General features: G+C 62.6%; 18 protein-coding genes and 1 pseudogene. 13 read left to right on the forward strand and 6 right to left on the reverse strand.

Translation table 11 applies throughout. The annotated features are described in order from the left end of the window. Positions 1-174: 174 nt before the first annotated feature. From ACE3UG_RS17670 to msrQ, 5 genes are all read left to right on the forward strand, one after another. Positions 175-831, forward strand: coding sequence for a cytochrome c (locus ACE3UG_RS17670; RefSeq protein WP_374626259.1), 657 nt, complete (start codon positions 175-177; stop codon positions 829-831). Between the two features lie 166 nt (positions 832-997). After that, a complete protein-coding gene (locus ACE3UG_RS17675) occupies positions 998-3,133 on the forward strand; it encodes a cytochrome c biogenesis protein ResB (protein ID WP_374626261.1) in 2,136 nt (711 codons plus the stop codon). 11 nt (positions 3,134-3,144) lie between these two features. Then, positions 3,145-4,329 carry a c-type cytochrome biogenesis protein CcsB gene (gene ccsB / locus ACE3UG_RS17680; protein WP_374626263.1) on the forward strand — a complete coding sequence of 395 codons (1,185 nt, stop codon included), beginning with the start codon at positions 3,145-3,147 and terminating at the stop codon, positions 4,327-4,329. Between the two features lie 198 nt (positions 4,330-4,527). Beyond that, positions 4,528-5,526 (forward strand): protein-methionine-sulfoxide reductase catalytic subunit MsrP, encoded by a 999-nt coding sequence (gene msrP, locus ACE3UG_RS17685; RefSeq protein ID WP_374626265.1) that lies wholly within the window; start codon positions 4,528-4,530, stop codon positions 5,524-5,526. A 26-nt stretch (positions 5,527-5,552) separates the two neighbouring features. Continuing rightward, the gene (gene msrQ, locus ACE3UG_RS17690; RefSeq protein WP_374626385.1) at positions 5,553-6,323 is read left to right on the forward strand and encodes a protein-methionine-sulfoxide reductase heme-binding subunit MsrQ; all 771 of its coding nucleotides are present in this window, start codon (positions 5,553-5,555) and stop codon (positions 6,321-6,323) included. Here msrQ and lysA read toward each other — a convergent pair. Both lysA and ACE3UG_RS17700 read right to left on the reverse strand, forming a co-directional pair. Beyond that, a complete protein-coding gene (lysA, locus tag ACE3UG_RS17695) occupies positions 6,251-7,519 on the reverse strand; it encodes a diaminopimelate decarboxylase (protein WP_374626267.1) in 1,269 nt (422 codons plus the stop codon). The genes msrQ and lysA overlap by 73 nt on opposite strands. A gap of 94 nt (positions 7,520-7,613) precedes the next feature. Continuing rightward, on the reverse strand, positions 7,614-7,841 hold the full coding sequence (locus tag ACE3UG_RS17700) for a lipoprotein (RefSeq protein WP_374626269.1): 228 nt from the start codon (positions 7,839-7,841) through the stop codon (positions 7,614-7,616). Positions 7,842-7,898: 57 nt separating this feature from the next. On the opposite strand from ACE3UG_RS17700, the gene cyaY reads away from it, so the two are divergent. Further along, the gene (cyaY, locus tag ACE3UG_RS17705) at positions 7,899-8,222 is read left to right on the forward strand and encodes an iron donor protein CyaY (RefSeq protein ID WP_374626387.1); all 324 of its coding nucleotides are present in this window, start codon (positions 7,899-7,901) and stop codon (positions 8,220-8,222) included. A gap of 93 nt (positions 8,223-8,315) precedes the next feature. On the opposite strand, the gene ACE3UG_RS17710 is transcribed toward cyaY, so the two are convergent. Beyond that, a complete protein-coding gene (locus tag ACE3UG_RS17710; RefSeq protein WP_374626271.1) occupies positions 8,316-10,763 on the reverse strand; it encodes a penicillin-binding protein 1A in 2,448 nt (815 codons plus the stop codon). Positions 10,764-11,007: 244 nt separating this feature from the next. Between ACE3UG_RS17710 and ACE3UG_RS17715 the strand changes: the two genes are divergently transcribed. The 6 genes and pseudogenes from ACE3UG_RS17715 to ACE3UG_RS17740 all read left to right on the forward strand — a co-directional run bounded on the left by ACE3UG_RS17715 (position 11,008) and on the right by ACE3UG_RS17740 (position 18,565). After that, on the forward strand, positions 11,008-12,057 hold the full coding sequence (locus ACE3UG_RS17715; protein ID WP_374626273.1) for a hypothetical protein: 1,050 nt from the start codon (positions 11,008-11,010) through the stop codon (positions 12,055-12,057). Beyond that, a complete protein-coding gene (locus ACE3UG_RS17720; RefSeq protein ID WP_374626275.1) occupies positions 12,054-12,719 on the forward strand; it encodes a PilN domain-containing protein in 666 nt (221 codons plus the stop codon). The genes ACE3UG_RS17715 and ACE3UG_RS17720 overlap by 4 nt, the downstream gene beginning before the upstream one ends. 40 nt (positions 12,720-12,759) lie before the next feature. Then, entirely contained in the window at positions 12,760-15,672 is a 2,913-nt protein-coding gene (pilQ, locus tag ACE3UG_RS17725) for a type IV pilus secretin PilQ (RefSeq protein ID WP_374626277.1), read from the forward strand. After that, a pseudogene (locus tag ACE3UG_RS17730) lies at positions 15,578-16,096 on the forward strand (shikimate kinase); the annotation flags it as partial. The gene pilQ and the pseudogene ACE3UG_RS17730, both read left to right, overlap by 95 nt. A gap of 239 nt (positions 16,097-16,335) precedes the next feature. After that, positions 16,336-17,412, forward strand: coding sequence for a 3-dehydroquinate synthase (gene aroB, locus ACE3UG_RS17735; RefSeq protein WP_374626389.1), 1,077 nt, complete (start codon positions 16,336-16,338; stop codon positions 17,410-17,412). Positions 17,413-17,428: 16 nt separating this feature from the next. Beyond that, complete coding sequence (locus ACE3UG_RS17740) at positions 17,429-18,565, forward strand: deoxyguanosinetriphosphate triphosphohydrolase (RefSeq protein WP_374626279.1); 1,137 nt, start codon at positions 17,429-17,431, stop codon at positions 18,563-18,565. A 139-nt stretch (positions 18,566-18,704) separates the two neighbouring features. Here the strand turns inward: ACE3UG_RS17740 and ACE3UG_RS17745 are convergent, their stop codons facing one another. From ACE3UG_RS17745 to ACE3UG_RS17755, 3 genes are all read right to left on the reverse strand, one after another. Beyond that, on the reverse strand, positions 18,705-19,082 hold the full coding sequence (locus tag ACE3UG_RS17745; protein ID WP_374626281.1) for a YqjD family protein: 378 nt from the start codon (positions 19,080-19,082) through the stop codon (positions 18,705-18,707). 270 nt (positions 19,083-19,352) lie between these two features. Next, on the reverse strand, positions 19,353-20,102 hold the full coding sequence (locus tag ACE3UG_RS17750; protein ID WP_374626283.1) for an OmpW family protein: 750 nt from the start codon (positions 20,100-20,102) through the stop codon (positions 19,353-19,355). A gap of 267 nt (positions 20,103-20,369) precedes the next feature. Beyond that, positions 20,370-21,218, reverse strand: a complete 849-nt coding sequence (locus ACE3UG_RS17755; protein WP_374626285.1) for an OmpW family protein — start codon at positions 21,216-21,218, stop codon at positions 20,370-20,372. A gap of 199 nt (positions 21,219-21,417) precedes the next feature. On the opposite strand from ACE3UG_RS17755, the gene ACE3UG_RS17760 reads away from it, so the two are divergent. After that, a complete protein-coding gene (locus ACE3UG_RS17760; RefSeq protein WP_374626287.1) occupies positions 21,418-22,119 on the forward strand; it encodes a transposase in 702 nt (233 codons plus the stop codon). Positions 22,120-22,536 lie beyond the last annotated feature (417 nt).

A 22,536-nucleotide genomic window follows, 5' to 3' on the forward strand; every position in this document is an offset into this window, starting at 1 on the left:
ATGGAAATCCCCTAAAGTCGGGGAAAAACTTTATTGTACAATATGAAAGTTAACCTTGGCCTCGCCAAGGCTTGTCCGAACGTCTCGCGCGCCGTGAGGTTGGAGGAGAAACACGGTGCCGGACGGTGAGTTCGAACGACCGATTTCCCGACAAAACAGATATAAGGTGTGCGAATGAACCGAGGAGTGTGGAAGTCTCTCGCTGCAACACCGTTGGCGCTGGCATGCTGGCTTATGAGCGGTGCAGGACAAGCCGCCGAGGTTCAGGCGCCGGCCAAACCAGACCTGAACCGGGGACAGGCGATTGCCAGTCAGGTGTGTGCCTCCTGCCATGGGGCAGACGGCAATAGCACCGGCGGGGCTTATCCGAAGCTCGCGGGGCAGCACGCCGAATATCTCTACAAGCAACTCACCGAATTCAAGGCCCAGCCCGGCAAAACGCCCGCGCGTAACAATGCCATCATGGCGGGCATGGTCGCCGCGCTCTCCGAACAGGACATGCGCAACGTGTCTGCCTATTTCGCGTCGCAGACCGCCAAGCCGGGTGCCGCACACAACAAGGACACGGTGCCGCTGGGCGAGAAGATCTATCGCGGCGGACTGGCCGAAAAGGGCGTTCCCGCCTGCGCGTCATGCCATGGTCCGACCGGCGCCGGCATGCCGTCGCAATATCCTCGTCTGTCCGGCCAATGGGCCGAATATACCGCAGCTCAGTTGGTGGCCTTCCGGGACGAGACCCGCAAGAACAGCGCGCCGATGCAGACGATAGCCTCGCGTTTGTCGGACAAGGAAATCAAGGCAGTCGCCGATTACGTTGCCGGATTGCGCTGATCGGCAGCCCCGTCCTGACATCATGTGAACGTCAGAGTATATTCGCTGACTTATAACGAAACCAGCCGCGGCGCCGCAGAGCGACCGGATCGAACTGGTTTAGCATACACAGGGTGGCGGGCGCGTGCGATACGCGTCCCCGCCCTTTTTTGTTGTCGGACACAGGATGACCATCAGTACTTCCGGAATGCAGATCAAGGGTGCGCAACGCTGGGTGCGCGACGGCGTCGAGCTGGTCAGCTCGATGCGTTTCGCCATCAGCCTGCTGACGGTGCTCGCGATCGCCAGCATCGTCGGCACCGTGCTCAAGCAGGGTGACCCTTACCCCAATTACGTCAACCAGTTCGGTCCGTTCTGGGCCAGCGTGTTCCGTTCGCTCGGGCTGTACACCGTGTACAGCTCGTGGTGGTTCCTGTTGATCCTCTTCTTCCTGATGGCGTCGACGACGCTGTGCATCGTGCGCAATGCGCCGAAGATGATCGCTGACATCCGCAACTGGCGCGATCAGGTTCGCGAGGGCAGCCTGCGCGCTTTCGGCCACAAGGGCGAGTTCACCGGACCGACGTCGCGTGCCGAGCTCGTGCCGCGCCTTACGGGCTACCTCGGCCGCCGAGGCTACCGCTTCGTCGTGCGCGAGCGCGACGGGGCGACGCTGGTTGCAGCTAAGACGGGCGCGATCAACAAGATCGGCTACATCTTCGCCCACAGCGCGATCGTCATCATCTGCCTGGGCGGACTGGTCGACAGCGACCTGCTGATTCGCGTTCAGATGGCGCTGTTCGGCAAGTCGCCGATGCAGGGCAACGCGGTGATCGCACAAATTCCGCCGACACATCGCCTCTCGCCCAACAACCCGGCGTTTCGCGGTTACGCATTCGTGCCGGAGGGCGGCAAATCGACTACCGCGATTCTGACGTTCCAGGATGGCTCGGTGGTGCAGGACCTGCCGTTCTCCATCGAATTGAAGAAATTCCATGTCGACTATTACTCGACGGGCATGCCCAAGCTGTTTGCGAGCGACATCGTGGTTAGCGACCCCGAGACCGGCAAGTCGGTAAGCGCAACGGTGAAGGTCAACGAGCCGTTCGTCTATAAGGGCGTGGCGATCTATCAGTCCAGCTTTGAGGACGGCGGCAGCAAACTGAAGCTGACCGGTTATCCCATGCGCGGTGCGTCGGATCGGACGTTCGCGTTCTCGGGGGACGTGGGGGCTTCGACACAACTGCGTGGCGGCGCTGCCGGAAAGGACGAATACACCGTCGAATTCAGCGATTTCCGCGCGATCAACGTAGAGAACATCAGCAACGGCGGCGGCGAGCGCGACGTGCGCGGCGTGGCCCGCAAATCGCTGCGCGACGATCTGAGCGCACAACTGGGCTCGGGCGCGCGCACCGATCTGGGCAAGGATCTGCGCAACGTCGGGCCGTCGGTGCAGTACAAGGTGCGCGATCGCAGTGGGCAGGCGAAGGAGTACCGCAACTACATGTTGCCGATTCTGGTCGGCGACGGCGAGCGGGTCTTCATGACCGGCGTGCGCGATACGCCGGACGGACCGTTCCAGTACCTGCGTATTCCGGCGGATGCGGACGGCTCGGTCAAGCAATGGATGTTGCTGCGTGCCGCCCTCCAGGACGACGGCGCCCGTACCGAAGCGGCTCGCCGGTTCGCCGCGCAATCGCTGACGTCGCAAACGTCGGACGCGTTGCGAAACCAGTTGCAGGAGAGCGCCAAACGCGAACTGGATCTGTTTGCGGGTGCCATTCCGGCCAGCAAAACCAGCCGGGCGAAGGGCGGTCTGCAGGCGATTGCGGAGTTCGTCAACGAGAAAGTGCCGCAGGACCAACAGTCGAGCGCGGCAGATATGTTCCGGCGCATTCTCGATGGCACGGTCTGGCAACTGTGGCAGGTCGCCCGCGAGCAGGCTGGGCAGCCTGCGGTGGCCCCCACGCCTGAGAACGAGCGTTTCGTGCATTCGGCCACCAATGCGCTGTCCGATAATTTCCTGTACGACGCGCCGGTCTTCCTCCAGCTCGATTCGTTCGATCAGGTTCAGGCGAGTGTCTTCCAGCTCACGCGCTCGCCGGGTAAAAAGATCGTGTATCTTGGCAGCTTGCTGTTGGTGTTGGGCATCTTCTCGATGTTCTATGTGCGCGAGCGGCGGCTGTGGCTGTGGTTGAAGGACACGCCGGACGGTGGCAGTTCGGTATTGATGGCGGTGTCGACCACGCGCCGCACACTGGATTTCGAAAAGGAATTCGCCCGTACGAAGGCGGAGATGGACGAGATCGTCACAAAACGATGAGGGTGAGACAGATGGAGTTATCGCAAAGCTATTCGGAAGTCTCGTGGCTGCGCCGCCGCAGTGTCGGCGACTGGCTGTTCGCGCTGGCGCTGGCGATCGGTGCGGGCCTTGCCCTCAATCGCTATGGCCACTACATGGATTACTACGAGCACACGATTCTCGTGCTCTGCGTCCCGGCCTTTGCACTGCTTGGCTGGCACTGGCGTGCCGTGCGGTGGCTGATGGCCGGGATCGCAATCCTCGCACTCTCGGGCATCGGGCTATATCACCACGATCTGGCGCGCGCCGATCAGGTGTTTCTCCTTAAGTACTTCCTGTCGAGTCAGTCGGCCATCCTTTGGATGAGCGCGTTGTTCTTCCTGTCGACGATCTTCTACTGGGGCGGTTTGGTCGCGCGCTCGCCCTTCGGCGCGAGCGTCGGCTCGACGTTGTGCTGGGCGGCGGTGTTGCTCGGGTTCACCGGCATGATGGTGCGTTGGTACGAGTCGTATCTGGTGGGCGCTGACGTCGGCCATATCCCGATTTCGAATCTGTACGAAGTCTTCGTGCTCTTTTGCATGATCACGGCCCTGTTCTACCTGTATTACCAGCATCATTACGAAACGCGCTCGCTTGGGCCGTTCGTGCTGCTCGTGATCAGTGCGGCCGTGGGCTTCAATCTTTGGTACAGCGTGGCGCGCAGTGCTTATGAGATCCAGCCGCTGGTGCCGGCGTTGCAAAGCTGGTGGATGAAGATCCACGTGCCCGCGAACTTCATCGGTTACGGCACGTTCGCGCTTGCCGCGATGGTTGCGGTGGCATATCTGCTCAAGTCGGGCGAGAACAAGCGCCTGGCGGCGGCCGGCCGGCCGCTCGACACCGGATTCTTCTCTTCACGCCTGCCGTCGCTCGAATTGCTCGACGACGTGATGTACAAGGCGATTGCCGTCGGATTCGCGTTCTTCACGATCGCCACGATTCTTGGCGCGCTGTGGGCGGCCGATGCGTGGGGCGGTTACTGGAGCTGGGACCCGAAGGAGACGTGGGCGCTGATCGTCTGGCTGAACTATGCGGCGTGGTTGCACATGCGTCTGATGAAAGGCTTGCGTGGCGCGGTGGCGGCGTGGTGGTCGCTGACCGGCTTGTTGATCACGACGTTCGCATTCCTCGGCGTCAATATGTTCCTCTCGGGTTTGCACAGCTACGGTCAGCTTTGAGACGGATGGCCGCGCCGGGTCGGCTCGGAAAGCCGCCGCACTCCGGTGCCGGCGGCTTTTTTCATCGTGCCGTATGATTTCTCGCACCGGCACGGTGGGAACGACGCCGTGCCGGCGCCAGTCTCAATCGACAACAGCATCTGCAACGCTGCGGACTCGTCAACAGTGACAGAACGGGCAGGTTAGGAGGGACGCATCATGAGCACGAGCAAGTCGAACTTGCGTGGGGCGGACATTCCGTCGAGCGACATTACGCCGCGTGAGATCGTGACCGCGCGGCGGCGCTTCCTGCGCGCGTCCGGCGTTGGATTGACGGGGCTGGGCGGCGCTGCGCTCGGTGTGCTGCCGCAAACGGCTGCCTTCGCGGCGGACAGTCCCGGCACCGGTCTGGCGAAGCTGACGGCTGTGCCCAACACCCGTTACGTCGTTCCGGACAAGCCGACCCCCGTCAAGGATGTCACCACGTACAACAACTTCTACGAATTCGGCACTGACAAGTCCGATCCGTCGCGCAGGGCAAGCACGCTCAAGCCGCGCCCGTGGCAGGTCGCCATCGAGGGCGAAGTCAAGCAACCGAAGGTCTACGACATCGATGCGCTGCTCAAGCTTGCGCCGCTCGAGGAGCGCGTGTATCGCCACCGATGCGTGGAGGGCTGGTCGATGGTGATCCCTTGGGTCGGCTACTCGCTCTCCGAACTCATCCGACAGGTGCAGCCGACGGGCAACGCCAGGTATGTGGAATTCGTCACGCTGGCCGACCCGAAGCAGATGCCGGGGCTGTCGTATCCGGTGCTGAGTTGGCCGTATGTGGAGGGGCTGCGCATGGACGAGGCGATGCATCCGCTTGCCCTGCTGACATTTGGTTTGTACGGCGAGGTGCTGCCGAACCAGAACGGCGCGCCGGTGCGCATGGTCGTGCCGTGGAAGTATGGGTTCAAGAGCGCCAAATCCATCGTCAAGATTCGCTTCGTCGAGAAAATGCCGCTCACGAGCTGGAATCGTGCGGCGCCCGACGAGTACGGTTTCTATTCGAATGTGAATCCCGATGTCGATCATCCTCGCTGGAGTCAGGCGACCGAGCGTCGCATCGGCGACGGCGGCATTTTTACGCCCAAGCGCAAGACGCTGATGTTCAACGGCTACGGAGATCAGGTTGCCCGGTTGTATCAGGGCATGGATCTGCGCAAGTTCTTCTGAGCTGACGCGTCGCGCCGATGCCGATGATGCCACCCGATCCACACAACGCGCCCGCTGGGGGGGCCGGGGCGTCGGGGCTCGCACCCGATACCGTCGTGCGACATGCCCGTCGTCCAATGGAGCGTCGGCAACGCTGGCTGCCCTGGGCGAAAATCGCTGTTTTTCTGCTGGCGCTCGCGCCATTGTTGCGGCTTGTCGTGTATGGGCTGACGGACCGGTTGGGTGCGAATCCGGTCGAATTCATCACCCGTTCGACGGGCACCTGGACGCTGGTCATGCTCTGTGTCGTGCTCGCGATCACGCCGGTGCGCCGGTGGTTCGGGCAGTCATGGCTGCTGCGGTTTCGCCGCATGCTTGGCCTCTTCGCGTTCTTTTATGGCGCGTTGCATTTCGCGACGTATGTCTGGCTCGACCAGTGGTTCGACTGGATGAGCATGCTGCACGACGTGTCGGGCAAGCGGCCGTTCATTACCGTGGGGTTTGCAGCGTTTGTGATGATGATCCCGCTGGCGCTCACTTCGCCGCACGTCGTGGCACGACGCATGGGCGGGCGGCGCTGGCAGCGGCTGCATCGCCTGATCTATGCGACGGCAGTGCTGGCGATCCTGCACTATTGGTGGATGAAGGCGGGCAAGAACGATCTTGCCCAGCCGGCGATCTATGCGATCGTGATGGCAGGCCTGCTCGGCGCCCGTGTTCAATGGGCGCTTCGCCGGCTGCGGACTCAGGCGCTCTCGGGCAGCAGCCGTTCGCCAGCGAACAGCGACTCGACCGTTTCACGTTCGCGAACGAGGTAGGCGTCATTGCCGTCGACCATGACTTCGGCGGCGCGCGGACGGGTGTTGTAGTTGGAACTCATCGTGAAACCGTAGGCACCCGCCGAGCGAATCGCGAGCAGATCGCCAGGGGCGATGGCCAACGTGCGCTCACGGCCGAGCCAGTCCCCGCTTTCACACACAGGGCCCACGATGTCGTAGGTCGTTGCATTGGTGGCACGACGCTCGACCGGATCGATGGCGTGAAAGGCCTCGTACATCGCCGGACGCGCCAGATCGTTCATCGCCGCATCGACGATGGCGAAGTTCTTCGTTTCACCGTGCTTGAGAAATTCCACGCGGGTGAGCAGCACGCCGGCATTTCCGACGAGCGAGCGGCCCGGCTCGAACAACACTTGACGATGACCATGGCCGCGCTCGGCAATGCGATCGAGCAATGTGGTGGCGAACCCCGTGATGTCGGGCGGGGTCTCGTTCGTGTAGGTAATGCCCAGGCCGCCGCCGACATCGATGTGATGAAGCGAGATACCTGCGGCATCGAGCTTTTCGACGAGATCGAGAACCTTGTCGGTGGCGTCGAGATAGGGCGAAATTTCCGTGATTTGCGAGCCGATATGGCAGTCGATGCCGACGACTTCGAGGTTCGGCATGGCGGCGGCGGCGAGATAGGCGTCGAAGGCTTCTTCGTAGGCCACGCCGAACTTGTTGCCGCGCAGACCCGTGGAAATATAGGGGTGGGTCATGGCGTCGACGTTGGGATTCACGCGAAGCGATACGCGAGCGCGTTTGCCCGCCAGCCCGGCGACTTCATTGAGGCGGTCGAGTTCCGGACGCGATTCCACGTTGAAGCAGAAAACATCCTTTTCCAGCGCATAGCGCATTTCGTCAGCGTGCTTGCCGACACCTGAGAACACGGCGCGCTTCGGATCGCCACCTGCGGCGATCACGCGGGCCAGCTCACCGGCCGACACAATGTCGAAGCCCGCGCCAAGCTTGGCGAATACGCCGAGCACGGCGAGATTCGAGTTGGCCTTGGCAGCGTAGTGCACGGCAGCATTACGGCCCTCACAGGCCTTGGCGTAGGCGAGATAAGCGCTGGTGAGCGCCGCTTTCGAATAGACATACAACGGCGTGCCGAAACGCTCGGCGAGGGTGGGCATAGCAACGCCCTCTGCGTGGAGTACGTCGTCGCGGTAAGTGAAGGTGGCGTCGGACATTGCAGAAACTCGGTAATCAATTAGGGTAGGCCGATGCGGCCGATCTGCGCCGGCCCATTCAGGCCTGTTCCGGCATGTGCTGACCTATTCCGACCTATTCCGGCTTTGCGGCGGGCAAGGAAGCGGCTGGCGGCACGTCGACCGACGGTCCGCGTTGTGGCTCGGGCACGAGCGGCGGCGCAGGCAGCGGTGCGCCCGGAGGCGGCGTCGGCTTTATCGGACGCGCTGGAATGTAAAGCGGCCCGGCCTGGCCGCAGCCGGCCAATACGCTCAAAAGGGCAATCGACGCTACAATCGCGCAGGTTCGAATAGGGGCAGTCATGGGGATATCGCCGCGTGGTGCGGCATGCAAACGATGACGCAAACGATGGAGTTTAGCATGACCGAAAGTGAATTCCTGGCGCTCGCCGAAGCGGTGCTGGCGCGCGTGGAGGCAGCTGTCGAAGAGAGCGAAGTGGACATCGATTGCGAGCGGACGGGCAATGTTCTGACGCTTGAATTCGACGACGGCAGCAAGATTATCGTCAATCTGCAGACGCCGATGAGCGAAATCTGGGTGGCCGCCCGCTCAGGTGGCTACCATTTCCGCCTCAAGGGCGACGAGTGGCGCGACACGCGCGACGACGCCGAACTGTTCGGCGCCCTGTCGCGCTTCGCGTCGCAGCAGGCGGGCGAAACGGTGACGCTGCAGCCCAACGGATAGGAAAGCCCCAGCGCAGGGCCCTCGACATCAGTGAGGGCGCTGCGCAGCCGCGCGATCGTGCACCTTCGTGGAGCGACGGCTCACGCTGGCCCGTCAGGGCTTGTTGTTGAACATGTCCAGGATGCGCTGGCGCTCCTGACGGTCCACCGGTGCCGGCATCGGATTCGACTGGGCGGGCATCTGGCCGGGAAGTCCTCCTGCCGACGGACCAAGGGCAGCAGAGCCCTCCGGGGCGGTATCGGCACTCAGTCCGACGGTACTCACCGCGCGTCCCGGCGGATAGTCATCGTAAAAGTAATCGCCGTTGGCCTGAATGACCCCCGGCGGCATCGCACGGGGCGATTCCGGCACGCCGCGCAAGGCTTTCGACATGTAGTCGATCCAGATGGGCAGCGCCAGACCGCCCCCGGTTTCGCGATCGCCCAGATTGCGCGGCTGATCGAAGCCGATCCATGCCACACCGACCAGCTGCGACTGATACCCGGCGAACCAGGCGTCGTGCGAGTCGTTCGTCGTTCCCGTTTTGCCTGCCAGATCGGTCCGCTTGAGCACGTTCGTCTTGGCCGCAGTGCCGCGCGTTGCGACGTCGTGCAGCATCGAATTCATAATGAACGCGTTGCGCGCCGAAATGGCTCGGATCGACTCGTCGCCCGCCGTGGACGGTTTCTCCTCCATGAGGACGTTGCCCTTCGAGTCGGTGATGCGTGCCACGATGAACGGATTCACGCGGAAGCCACCGTTGGCAAACACGGCGTAGGCGCCGGCCATCTGCAGTGGCGTGACCATGCCGGCCCCTAACGCCATGGGGAGATAAGCCGGATGTTTGTCTGCTTCGAAGCCGAAGCGTCCGATGAACTTCTGGGCGTAGCCGGGTGTGATGCTCTGCAGAATACGGATCGACACAAGATTTCGCGAGCGCATCAGGGCCACGCGCATTGGCATCGGCCCTTCGAAGCCGCCACCGTAATTCTTCGGCTCCCACGGCTGACCGCCCGTCTGCGCCGCCGTAAAGTAAAGCGGTGCGTCATTGATGATCGTCGCCGGCGCGAAGCCCTTCTCGAGCGCGGCCGAATAGATGAATGGCTTGAAGCTCGAGCCCGGCTGGCGCCACGCCTGTGTGACGTGGTTGAACTTGTTCCGATTGAAGTCGAAGCCGCCGACGAGCGAACGAATGGCGCCGTTCTGCGGATCGAGCGAGACGAACGCCGCTTCGATATCGGGCATCTGCACGATCCGCCAGTTATCCTTTGCGTCCTTGGTCACCCGAATCACGGAGCCCTGGCGAATCTTCTGCTTCGGCTGGGCTTTTGCGCTCAACCCGGCGGCGGCAAAGCGCAGGCCTTCACCGGTCACGGTGACGTCGTCGCCGTTCAGGAGCACCGCTTTGACCTGCTGCGGCGAAGCGGAAAGCACCACGGCGGCCACCAAATCGCCGCTGTCCGGATGCTCGACCAGCGTTTCGTCGATCAACTGCTCACGCTCGTCCTGGTCGTTCGGCAGGTCGATATTGGCTTCTGGCCCGCGATAGCCGTGACGCAATTCGTAGGACATGACGCCCGCGCGCAGCGCCTCGTAGGCGGCTTCCTGATCGGCCGAATTGATGGTCGTGTAGACGTTGAAACCGCGTGTATAGATCTCGTCCTTGAACTGGGCGTAGAGCAACTGGCGAACCATCTCGGCCACGTACCCGGCATGCACGCTGAACTCGCTGCCCAGTCCGCGAACCACCAGTTCCTGTGCCATCGCCTGGTCGTACTCGCTTTTCGAGATATACCCGAGGTCGTACATTCGTTTGAGAATGTACTCCTGACGCACGCGGGCGCGCTTGTAATTGACGATCGGGTTATACGCTGACGGCGCCTTCGGCAGACCGGCGAGCATGGCGGCTTCAGCGAGCGTGATGTCCTTCAGGTCCTTGCCGAAATAGACGCGTGCGGCGCTCGCGAAGCCGTAGGCGCGTTCTCCGAGATAGATCTGATTCATGTACAGCTCGAGAATCTGATCCTTCGTGAGTCGCGATTCGATCTTGTAGGCGAGCAGGGCTTCGTAAATCTTGCGCGTGTAAGTCTTCTCGCTGGACAGGAAGAAGTTGCGCGCGACCTGCATCGTGATGGTACTGGCGCCCTGCGACGAACCGCCGCGCGCGACGTTGGCGATGCCGGCTCGGAAGATGCCAATGAAGTCGACCCCGCCGTGCTGATAGAAGCGGTCGTCCTCGATCGCGAGCACGGCTTTCTTCATCACGTCGGGGATATCGGCGAAGCGCACCAGATTGCGACGCTCCTCACCGAATTCGCCAATCTGGATTTCGTCGGCGGTGTAGATGCGCAGCGGAATCTTCGGCCGGTAGTCGACGATCGTGTCGAGCGAGGGCAACTGAGGTGTCATCACCACCAGGACGTACCCCGCGAGCAACGCGCCGCATACGCCCATCGCCGCGACCAGGCCAACGAACCACAGCGCGATGCGCAGCCAGAGAGCGCGGCGCGGTTTGGGTCGTCGCTTGTCGCGGGGTGTCTCGGTTTGGGGTGTGCTTGCCATGGGGGAACCGGAGAAATCGATGGGCCAATTATAACGAACGACCCGAACCCTCCCGCCGAGGCTCCCCGAAATCGGAGTTCTCGCCTAAGGGCTATAGGCGTAGGACGAGAAAAAAACGGCACCGATTCCTAAACCGCATCTCGTTGGCCCCGCCGTCGCCCTGATTCGGACTGGTCCGATTGGGCGCGCACGCCGTGCTGGATAGCATCCATGACATCGACAAGTTGAGAGACGGGAGGACGTCATGATCGAAGCAGTCCTGCGCGGCGTACGCCACATGGGAAATCAACTGGCGGCGGTGCTGCCGCGTACCGGGGGTGGCGGTTGCGGTATTCATTTCGACGCTGGCGGCGTGCATTTCGTTCGCCTGCGGCGCGTGGCCGGCCTTGCGCGGTTGCGCCTGGACGCCTATGGGAGCGTTGTGCTCGACGACGACATCTTGCGCGGGGCGCTGATCGTCAAGCCGGAGGCTGCGGCGCGACGTTTGGGAGAGTTGCTCGAGCGGATCGGCATCAATGCACAGGAATTGCAGGGCGACACGATTGTGCTTGCACTCCCCGCCCATGGCCTCAAAACACAAGTCGTCGATTGTCCGGAGGACCTGCCACCACGCGCCCCGCGTGCGTGGTGCGAGCGGCGCGCCGCCCTGCTATTGCCCGGCGACGGCGATCCGGCCCAGCGAAATCGTGTGGGAGTGGCTTGGGCCGACCGAGGCAATCATCGTCTGCGTTTGTACGCCTGTGAGGCCGAATTGGTCGATGGCCGTGTCGGCGTGCTCGAGATGTTGGGGCTTCGGGCGCATGCGATCGATGCGGCGCACGAGGCCGGCCGACGAGCGTTCCGGTGGGCATGGCCGGCCGACGGTGACACCTGCACGCCGAAGCGCACTGATCTGCCCACCGCGCTGTTGCAGGTCGACGCCCAGGATCTCGATCTGGCGGTGTTCGACGCAAACACCTGTGTGGCCGATGTGCGAGAGCGTTTCGACGGTGTTGGCGGCCATCCAGACGCGTTGGCAAGCGTAGTGCGTGAATGGGCCGCCAAGGTGCCAACCGCCCCAGGCGTCCTGTACGTCGCTGCCCAAGGGGCAAGCCCCGGCGGACTCGTGGCGATCTGCGACGCTCTCGGTGCGGCGTGCGGTATTCCTGTACGGCCATTCGATCCCTTGCGGCGATTCGAAACATCGAGTCAGGTTGGGCCACAACGTCACACTTTTGCGCAGCGCTCGGCGCTTGCGGTGCCATGCGGGCTCGCGCTGCGCGCAATGGCAATGCAGGGGGTGACATGCGAATGAGCGTGGAATTTGCGCCACTCGACTTCCTTCCCACGCTGGCCCAGCGTCGGCGGCGCGAGTTCCGGCGGCAATGGCGCATATGGGCATGCGTGGCTGCGTGCGGCGCACTGGCGGCGCTGGCGCCAATCGCATATGACGTCTACCAGCGCCAGGAAGCGAAGGCGCACGTGGCGGCGTTACACGCGGCGAGCGAGCGGCTGAGCGGCGAGGTGGCAGCGTTCGACATGACCGCGCGCAAACTCGCCATCATGGACGCACATCGCCGGGCGGCAACCGCATTGATCGAGCGTCGGCAACCCGTGGCGAATCGATTGCTGGACATCATGCGCGCCTGTGCCGACGGCGTGCGATTGACGTCCGTGAAGGCTGGCGAGGATCAACTGCGTATCGAGGGCTACGCAACGACCCAATCGCGCGTGCGAGAAACGCAGAAGCGAATCAGGGCGCTGCCGTGGGTGCGCAAAGTCGCGGAAGTCGAATCGAGCGTGGTTCCGGAGAGCGTCAGGCGGCAGTGGGTGGACGGCGCGATGCAGGCCTCCGTGCCGAACGTTCGCCGTTTCACCTTGCGTATCGAACTGAAGCCGGTACCGAAGCCTGTCGCACGGATGGTCGATGTGGCCAACGAGGTGCTGTCGATCGAAGAGGTGCCGGATGTACGTTGAACGCTCTGCGCCTGACGACGTCCGGGACATTTTCCGCGATGTGACAGACCGCTGGCGCGCGCGGTGGGCGGCATGGACATCGGTTTCGCCGATCGAATGGACACCGTCGGTGCGTTGGGGGCTGGCAACGCTGGCCGCGCTGATCGGTCTCGTGACGGCGTGGTCGATCTGGTGGCTGGTGGACTTGCCCGCGCGGGCGACGTTGCGGAAGGACCTCGGCGTCGAGCAGCAAACATTGGTTCGGGCCCAGGACGCGTCGCGTCGTTTGCCTGCCTTGATGACCGCACTTCGTGACGCAGAGGCCGAGACGACGGCGTGGCATCGCTTATTGCCGCTCGCCGACACGGGCGAAGGACGAGAAGGAAGCGAGGGCGGCGCGGACGGCGATAAGGTTGAGGCGGCAGAGAAAGGTGAGAAAGGTGAGAGAGGTGAGAGAGGTGAGAGAGGTGAGAGAGGTGAGAGAGGTGACATAGGCAAGGACGCTGAGGGACGCGACGCGTTGTTTCCGGACCACCGGGAGGTTTCGCTGTCCGACTCTGCCGACGACGTGCATGCGGTGTGGCGCGCGGATCTTGAACGGCTCGTGGCGCGCACTGGCCTGACGCTGGAGGCTGCTCGACCGGGGCCTTCCGCATCTGGGGGGAATGTCGACGTCGAGCGTGCCGAAATGCGCGTCAGAGGGACCGTTGCAGATCTACTCGGCTGGCTCGCCGAGATTGACGCAATGCCGCGACATCTGGCAGTCGAACGTCTGTCGCTTCAGGGGCCGAGCATGGCGACGCAGGGTGCCGTAGAGACGGGCGAAGCCGAGGCTGTACTCACCGTCACGGTGGCGGCCTACCTCTGGCGCCGTCCCGCCAGCCTGCCCAGTGCGCCAGCCGCGCAACCCTTGCCCACGTTACCCGTGTCGGCTCCGCGCTGGCACATGCCCGTGGACACGATCGATGTATTTCGTACACCGCTCACGCGTCGGTCCGCCCAGGATGCCGTGACGATCGGCGTGTCCAGGGCGCAGGCGCCGGTCGACGATGGGGCGCCCGTCGGATCGATGCGCGCGGGATCGAGGCAAGTCGTTTTTCGCCGGACGCCGTCTGCCGGCTTGGCGGCGACTTGGAGTGACGTGCCGTCGCGACGGGGAAGCACCGCCGGAAGTCTGGACGCTGCGAACGTTGACGTAACGCTTCACAGCGTCGAGGCAGCGGATGCGTTGCGGGCGTTCGCGCGCCTGACAGGGCGCAGCGTGGTGATCGGCGAGCGCGTTGTCGGGCGTCTCGACATGGACGTCCAGGGCGTGTCGCCGGCTACGGCGTTCGACGTCATGATCCGGAGCGCGGGTCTTGGTGTTCACGCCATGAACGGAATCGACTGGATTGCGCCGCGTGCCGACCTGTTGGCCGACGAGCGGACGCAACTGGAGGCTGCCGCGAAGCGCGAGGCATTGCTCCCATTGGCTAGCCGTCGCTTCGTGCTGAACTATCCGCGTGCGTTGGCGCTACGGGAAATCATCATGGGCGAGAAGGACAGCAGGGGACAGCGACTGTTGTCCTCACGAGGCAGTTTGATTGCCGATCCGCGTACGAACCAGTTGTTCGTGACCGACTTGCCGGAAAAGCTCGATGCGCTTGACTCGTTCATTGCGCGGATCGACGTACCCGTGCGACAGGTGTTGATCGAAGCGCGCATCGTCGAGGTCGACGATCGGTTCAGTGAATCGCTAGGGGTGAGGCTTGCTGGATTCAATGGACGCGGCGAAGGCGCGAAGCAAAACGGCAAGCGGTCTGCGGTGGGGGATTCGCGCGGGCCCACAGACGCGAAGTCAGGGCTTGAGGCGCCATCGGGCAGCACGCTCGACATCGGATTGCCTGCGGCGGCGCTGGCCGGTGTGGTGCCGCCCAGTCTGGCGATCACGCTCTTCGGTCGCTCGGCAACGCGCTTTCTGCAACTGGAACTCTCGGCGCTGGAGACCAGCGGGCGCGGGCGTGTCGTGTCGCGCCCTCGTGTGGTCACGGCGGACAAGATTCAGGCGCTCATCGAGCAGGGCACGGAGTTGCCATACCTGACCCGAAACGATCGCCGCAGCGGGACGTCCGTCCAATTCCGCAAGGCCACCTTGAGACTCGAAGTGACGCCACTGATCACGCCAGACGGTCAGGTGATTCTGGACGTCGACGTGCGCAAGGACAGTGTCGGGCAGGCAGTGACGCAAGGATTTGCCGTGGACACACGGCACGTGAAAACGCAGGTGCAGGTCGAGAACGGCGGGACGGTCGCTATCGGCGGGATCTACCAGGAAGAGCGACGTGACAGCCGTGCCGGCGTGCTATGGCTGGGTGAGTTGCCTTTGCTGGGCGCGCTGTTTCGTAATCGCGCCAACGAAGACCGACGCACGGAGCTGCTGGTGTTTCTGACACCCAGCGTGGTGCCCGAGGGTGCAACTGAGGCCACCGCCACCACCGCCACCACCGCCACCACCGCCACCACCGCCACCACCGCCACCACCGCTGACACGGCTGACACGGCTGACACGGCTGACACGGCTGACACGGCTGACACGGCTGACACGGCTGCCTCGCCATCGTCTGACGGCGGCGAGCAAGCGGTGCCTGCCGAAGCGCCTCCGACGCGCGAGCCGGTCCGGGTGTCGGGGCCGACGCAAGCGCTGGCCCCGAATATCGTGCGTCCTCGCGCCGCGCCGCAGGTGCCCGGCACGTCGCCGGAAGTGTCTCCGGTGCCTGCAAATAACGATGGGCCGTCAGGCCATCCCCGGCTCACGGGGGTCTTCCCTGAGTTGACGCGTTCCGCACGCCCGACGCATATCCCGGTATCATCAGGGGCTGGAACCCAAATATCAGCGATTTATGCTGGAAAACGTAATACTTGTCGGACTGATGGGGGCGGGCAAGACCACGGTTGGACGCGCAGTGGCACGACGTCTCGGACGGCCGTTCTATGACTCCGACCATGAAATCGAGGCCCGCACGGGCGTGCGCATCCCTATCATCTTCGAGCACGAAGGCGAAGACGGCTTTCGTCAGCGCGAAGCCCAGACCATCGACGAACTCACCCAACGCCGCGCAATCGTACTCGCCACTGGCGGGGGGGCTGTGCTGCGCGCGGAAAATCGCGAGCACATCAAGGCTCGCGGCACGGTGGTCTATTTGCGCGCCACTCCGCACGATCTTTGGCTGCGCACGCGTCGTGACAAGAACCGCCCGTTGCTGCAAACCGCTGATCCGCGCGCGCGTCTCGAGCAGTTGTTTCGGGAGCGCGACGCGCTTTATCGCGAGTGCGCCACCTTTGTCATTGAAACTGGCCGCCCGAGTGTCAACGCGCTCGTCAATATGGTGATGATGCAACTGGAGGTCGCGGGTATCGTTCCCAATGCCGCCGGGGCGTCTCCCGAGGCGCCGGACGTGCCGGAGAACTTGCCAGCCGGTGCTCCCGAAGGCACGAATGAAGCCGCAGACCCGGCGAGCGGTGGCGGCGAGGATCTGACGCAAGCCGTTCGCGATGACGCCATGCAGACAACGCCCGTGCGTGTTGTCGGCACGTGATACCTTTCCTCGCTGATATCGGTTGAGATCAGCCGATATCGATGAACATGACAACCAGCGGCATGATTACCCTCAAACTCGATCTGGGCGAGCGCGCCTATCCGATCCACATTGGCACCGATCTGCTCACGCAGGAGGCCTTGTTTGCGCCGCACGTGCGCGGCACGCACGCCGTGATCGTGACGAATACGACCGTCGCGCCGCTTTACGCGGAGCGCGTCAAGGCAACGCTTGAGCGGCTCGGCAAGCGCGTGGTCACTGTCGTGCTGCCCGATGGCGAGGCGCACAAGAACTGGCAAACGCTCAATCTGATTTTCGACGCACTGCTCGGCGCACAGGCTGATCGCAAGGCGACGCTGATTGCGCTGGGCGGGGGCGTCGTCGGCGACATGGCAGGGTTCGCTGCCGCTTGCTACATGCGCGGCGTCCCCTTCGTGCAAGTGCCGACGACGTTGCTCGCGCAGGTGGATTCGTCGGTCGGTGGCAAGACCGGGATCAACCATCCGCTTGGCAAAAACATGATCGGCGCATTCTGGCAGCCGAGTGCCGTACTCGCCGACATTGGCACACTGTCCACGTTGCCTGATCGCGAGTTGGCGGCAGGGATGGCGGAAGTGATCAAGCATGGCGCGATTGCCGACGAGAAGTACTTCGACTGGATCGAAGCACATATGTCGGCATTGAATGCCCGTGACACGGCAGCACTCTCGTACGCCGTGCAACGGTCGTGCGAAATCAAGGCGGCCGTCGTCGCCAGCGACGAGCGCGAACAAGGCGTGCGCGCCACGCTGAACTTCGGTCATACCTTCGGCCACGCCATCGAAGCGGGACTTGGGTACGGCGAATGGCTGCACGGCGAAGCCGTGGGGTGCGGTATGGTGATGGCGGCCGATCTGTCCGCGCGGCTGGGTTTCATCGATGAAGCGTTCGTGAATCGCATCAAGGCGCTGATCGCATCGGCCAAGCTGCCGGTCACAGGGCCGGATCTCGGCGAGGATCGCTATATCGACCTGATGCGCGTCGACAAGAAGGCGGAAGGCGGGGACATTCGCTTTGTGCTGCTCAATCGGCTGGGGCAGGCGTTCATGACGAGCGTTCCCGACGCCGAGCTTCGCGCCACTTTGCGCGCCAACGTCTGAGGAAGGAGGGCTGGCGATGATCGATTATGAAGCGTCGCTTGCTCCCTACGCGGCGCGCTCAAGCGCGTCACGCGGACGGCGGTTCGCAGAGCCCGCGCCCGCAACGCGCTCTGAATTCCAGCGAGACCGCGACCGGATCATTCATTCGACAGCGTTTCGCCGGCTCGAATACAAAACGCAGGTTTTCGTCAATCACGAAGGCGATCTGTTCCGCACGCGGCTGACACACAGTCTGGAAGTGGCTCAGATCGGCCGGTCGATCGCGAGAAATCTGCGCGTCAGTGAAGACCTCGTCGAGGCGATTGCATTGGCCCATGATCTGGGGCACACGCCTTTCGGCCACGCCGGGCAGGACGCACTCAACACCTGCATGCGGGACTACGGCGGGTTCGAGCACAATCTGCAGAGCCTGATCGTCGTCGACGAGCTTGAAGAGCATTACGGGGGCTTCAACGGACTGAACCTCTGCTTCGAGACGCGCGAAGGCATTCTCAAGCACTGTTCTCGCGCGAACGCGCGAGGACTCGGAGAGCTTGGCGAGCGATTTCTCAAGGGGCGGCAGCCTGGTATCGAAGCGCAGATTGCGAATCTTGCGGACGAGATTGCCTACAACAATCACGATATCGACGATGGTGTGCGTTCCGGCTTGCTCTCGCTCGACCAGCTCGAGGACGTGCCGCTCTGGAAGCGCTATTGCGCAGAGGCTCGCCTCGCATGGCCGGAGATCTCCGGACGGCGTCTGGTGCACGAAACAACGCGGCGGATTATCAATGCGCTGATCGTCGACCTGATCTCGACCACTCGGCAACGTGTGGCAGACGCTTCGCCATCGTCGATGGACGACGTGCGCAGCGCAGGGCCGCTGGTGGCCTTCAGCGCAGAGATGCGAGAGCAGGCGGGACAGCTCAAGCGGTTTCTGTTCGATAACCTGTACCGGCACTATCTCGTGATGCGTATGGCGGCGAAAGCGCAACGCATCGTCCAGGAGCTGTTCGACGTATTTCTCGCCGATCCGCGCCTGCTGCCACCCAACTATCGGACCGAGAACGCGGCAGATCAGCCGCGTTGGATTGCGCACTACGTCGCCGGGATGACGGATCGCTATGCCATCAAGGAGTACCGCCGGCTCTTTACCATCGAGCCGACGCTCTGAGGCATCCGTTGGGGTTGGGACGAAGCAGCCGGCACTTGCCGGCTGCTTTCATTTCGAGCGTGGCGACCAAGGGGCAGATGCCGTCGTCTGCCAAACGCAAGGTCGGGTCGGGACGTGCCAATGGCACGTCGGCGGGGACTTAGCTGCGGCCCGCAATGAAGCCGAGCATCAGCGCAACGGCTGCCACGGTGCCAAGGGTTTGCCATGGGCGCTCGTGAACATAGCCGTCGGCTTCTTCCCAGACTTCGTTGGCGCGGCGGCGCAGGTTGGCCCGAGCATCGCCGAATTCGCTGCGTGCCTGACGCAGCTTGTCGCCGATCTCGGCGCGTAGGGCCTCAACGTCTGAAGCCGACTTCGCGTTGGACAGCGCGTGGTCCAGATCGTCGAGCAGATCATGGACCCGCGACGAGACGTCGCTACCCGCCAGACGTGCGGCGCGTGCCGTACGCCGGCCAGCGAAGCGTGCGTCTTCCAGGCCGCTGTTGAGTGCGGTTTCCGCTTTCGAGGTAATTCCCATTTTCAGACTCCCAAAAGGTGGTATTGAAATGCGGCGTCCGTTGGACCCGGGGGAGACCGACGCCGGTGGAACCCTGAGGCGAGCGGCCATTATGGCGCGACCGTTCGCGTGCGTACACACTTAGAGACCTTGGGAGAAGAAAGAAAGTTGCGGTGTGTTGGCGGAAGATCGGGTAGGAATGCGCCGACTTCGATGCGGGAAACGCGAAAACGCCGCACGAGGCGGCGTTTTCTGGATTGCGTGGTGCGCGTTTCGTCGCGCCGAGGCGGGTTAGAAGCGGTAACCGAGCGACAGGAACGTGACCACCGGGTTCAGCTTGACCTTGGCTTCGCTGGTGGTGGTGATCGGGCCGCGGGTCGTCGTCAGCTTGGCCGTGGTGCTGACCGGGATATACGACACGGAGAGCGCGAGCGTCCAGTGCTTGTCCATGTTGAAGTTGATACCGGCATTGAACACCGGCGCCCACGAGTTGGTCAGCTTGGCCGTCGTGTTGCCGCCCGGGCCACCCGTCAGCGCGTTGCTGGCCAGCGACTGGAAGCCGGGCGTCAACTCGATGTTCGAGTAGAAGAAATAGCTGGCACCGATACCCACGAACGGACGCCACTTATCGTTGGCCTGTCCGAAGTAGTACTTCAGCAACAGTGCGGGGCTCCACTGCTTGGCCGATGCCAGCGAGCCGCCACCGGGCAGCGCGAGATTGCCCTGACCGTAGAGGCGGAATTTCGGCGGAATACCGAAGACGCCTTCGACAGCGATGTTGTCAGTGAAAAAGTGTGCGAAAGTCAGGCCCAGCGTGTCGGCGTCGTCAACTTGCGCGCCTGTGTTGCCAAGGCGGCTGTTCACCAGCGCAGGCAGGCCCGGAACGTTCGATCCGGTGACATGGAGCGGGTCGCTCGAAACCTGGGGCGAGAGGTGGAACCAGCCAAGATTGACAACGTTATCGCCGGCTTGCTGTGCAAACGCGGCCCCCGATGCCGTCAACATGGTCACGGCAGCAATCGTCAAATGCTTCAACTTCATCGATTCGTCTCCTGCTCAAGATTCTTTATTGTCGAGAATTTCGGTAAATGAAATTCAGGGTCATTATGCCGACGGTGCAAAGTGGCGGATAGCAAGAGTCTGGAGGCCGCGCTCTAAAGGTGTTGTTTCCATGCATCGGTTCATGGAATGCCCTAAGACGAAAGCGCTGGACGAAAGAAAAGCGCACCTTTATGTATCAGGCGCGCTTTTAGGAATTCACTGCGGAGTCCGATATGCCGGACGTATTATGCGTCCCGCACGTTGAGTTTAGAACTTGTAGCCGAGCGACACGAAGGTCACAATCGGATTCAGCTTGATTTCGGCGTCGGACGACGAGAGGACGGTTCCGTCCTGCGCCTTGATCTTGATGTTCGCCGTGGTCTTGAGTGGCAGGTAGGAGACCGAGGCGCTTGCGACCCAGTGCTTGTCGAAGGCATAAGAAAAGCCCGCATTGAACACCGGTTGCCACGACGCCGACGATTTTGCTTCAACGGTCGTCGGTCCGTTATGTCCGGAGGTAAAGGCAAGCACACTGCCGAAATTCTGATTGAGGGCCGCTTCGAAATTCGGATTCAGACTGACGTTCGTGAAGAACGTATAGCTCACGCCGACCCCCAGAAAGGGGCGCCATGCGGAATTGGCGTGTCCGAAGTAATACTGCAGCAGGAGCGCCGGGCTCCATTGGCGGACGCTTTGCACGATCGGATTGTTTTGCGAGGCGCCGAGGTCGATGCTGGTGAGCGCGCCGGCCAGACCCGGCGGCGCGATGACGCCCTCTCCGGTAAGCTTGAACTTGGCGGGAACGCCTGCCACCGTCTGCACGGCGATGTTGTCGGTGAAGAAGTGGGTGACAACGAGGCCGAGCGTGTCGGCGTTACTGACCTTCGCGCCGCTCCCGGGGGATGTGAAGTTCGACGGCACCAGGCCGGGGGTCAGCCCCTCCTGTGTGACGCTGGTGGTCATCGGCTTGCTGGAGTCCTGCGGCGCGATGTGAAACCAACCGAGGTTGACGACGTTGTCGCCGGCTTGTTGAGCGCTGGCGCTGGTGGACGCCAGGGAAATGCCGAGTCCGAGCGCGCACAAGCACGCCGCGGACCGATAGGTCCGAGTTGCCATTTGTCTATCCTCCCAAGATTATTTATTTATTTTTCGATGCATTATGCGCTTGGGATTTCGCGACGCAATCGTCGGATCTAGAGTTTTTGTACGAATCAACGGGGTTTGGCTAGATATCAGTATTTAAAGAGATTTTCCATGGGGAAACCCTCTCGCCGATCGTGATATCGAGCTCTAAAAGAATTACATTTGAATCCGCATGGCCCGATTACCGCGACTTTATATTCCGCGCCAACCGCAGCACGTGATCCTGCGCGGCAACAACCGGCAGGCGATCTTCGTGGACGACGAAGACAGGCGCGTATTTCACGACCGACTGCGCGAGGCATCGCGCGCCAACGGACTGGCGATCCACGCGTGGTGCATGATGCCGAACCACCTGCATCTGGTCGCCACACCGTCCGACGAGCGTAGCCTTCCTGCAACGTTGCAGGCGGTGGGTCGCTATTACGTGCTGTATTTCAATCGGCGCCACCAGCGTACCGGCACCCTATGGGAGGGCCGATATCGCGCAACCGTGATCGAGGCCGAACACTACCTGCTGCTCGCCAGCAGGTACGTCGAGCTCAATCCGGTGCGCGCGGGACTGGTGGACGCGCCGGGTCGTTATGTGTGGTCGAGTTACAACCATCACGTCGGCCTCACGGTCGACAGCCTGGTGACAGACCACGCGCTGTACTGGGCGCTCGGCAATACGCCTTTCGAGAGGCAACGTGCCTACGCGGAGGGGTTCTCGATTCCGCTGCCGGCGCACGAAGTCGACGCACTGCGTACAGCAACGCAGAAGGGCTGGCTACTCGGCGGGCCGGACTATCAAGCGCGCATGTCGCTCGCTGCCAATCGGCGAGTGAGTCCGCTGACCCGCGGACGTCCCCGCAAACAGGTGTCCGACGCCTTCTGAGGTGTTCACACAGCGGGCCGACTCCGGCCTGCTGTCGGTCTTCTAAGTCTCTGAAATTAAAAATTTTCCCGGCCGGATGCGGTTGCGCGCCGTTAATCTGACCCTAATAAAATCAAGCATCGTTTCAGTGTGGTTTTTAATGTGTATCTGACCCCATTAAAATATTTTGTCATTGTGAATTTCATGGCGTATATTCCAACTTCGGCCGATTGGTGCGATGCGCAAAAGCGTGCGCGCTGAGTCGACCGCTGTGGCAACGCCGAAGCGCGATCTTCGGCGCGCGCGAAAGCGCGGCCCTGCGCAGCCCTGGCCCACCCGGCCGCCCCCCACTTAACCCGGTCGACCGCGACGAGCATGCGCGCGGCGGCCTCGCCAAGAGACGGTGTAACTCGTGGAAAAGAAACAGCAACCGATAGC

The sequence above is a fragment of the Pandoraea sp. genome (assembly GCF_041919235.1).
Taxonomy (GTDB): Bacteria; Pseudomonadota; Gammaproteobacteria; order Burkholderiales; family Burkholderiaceae; genus Pandoraea.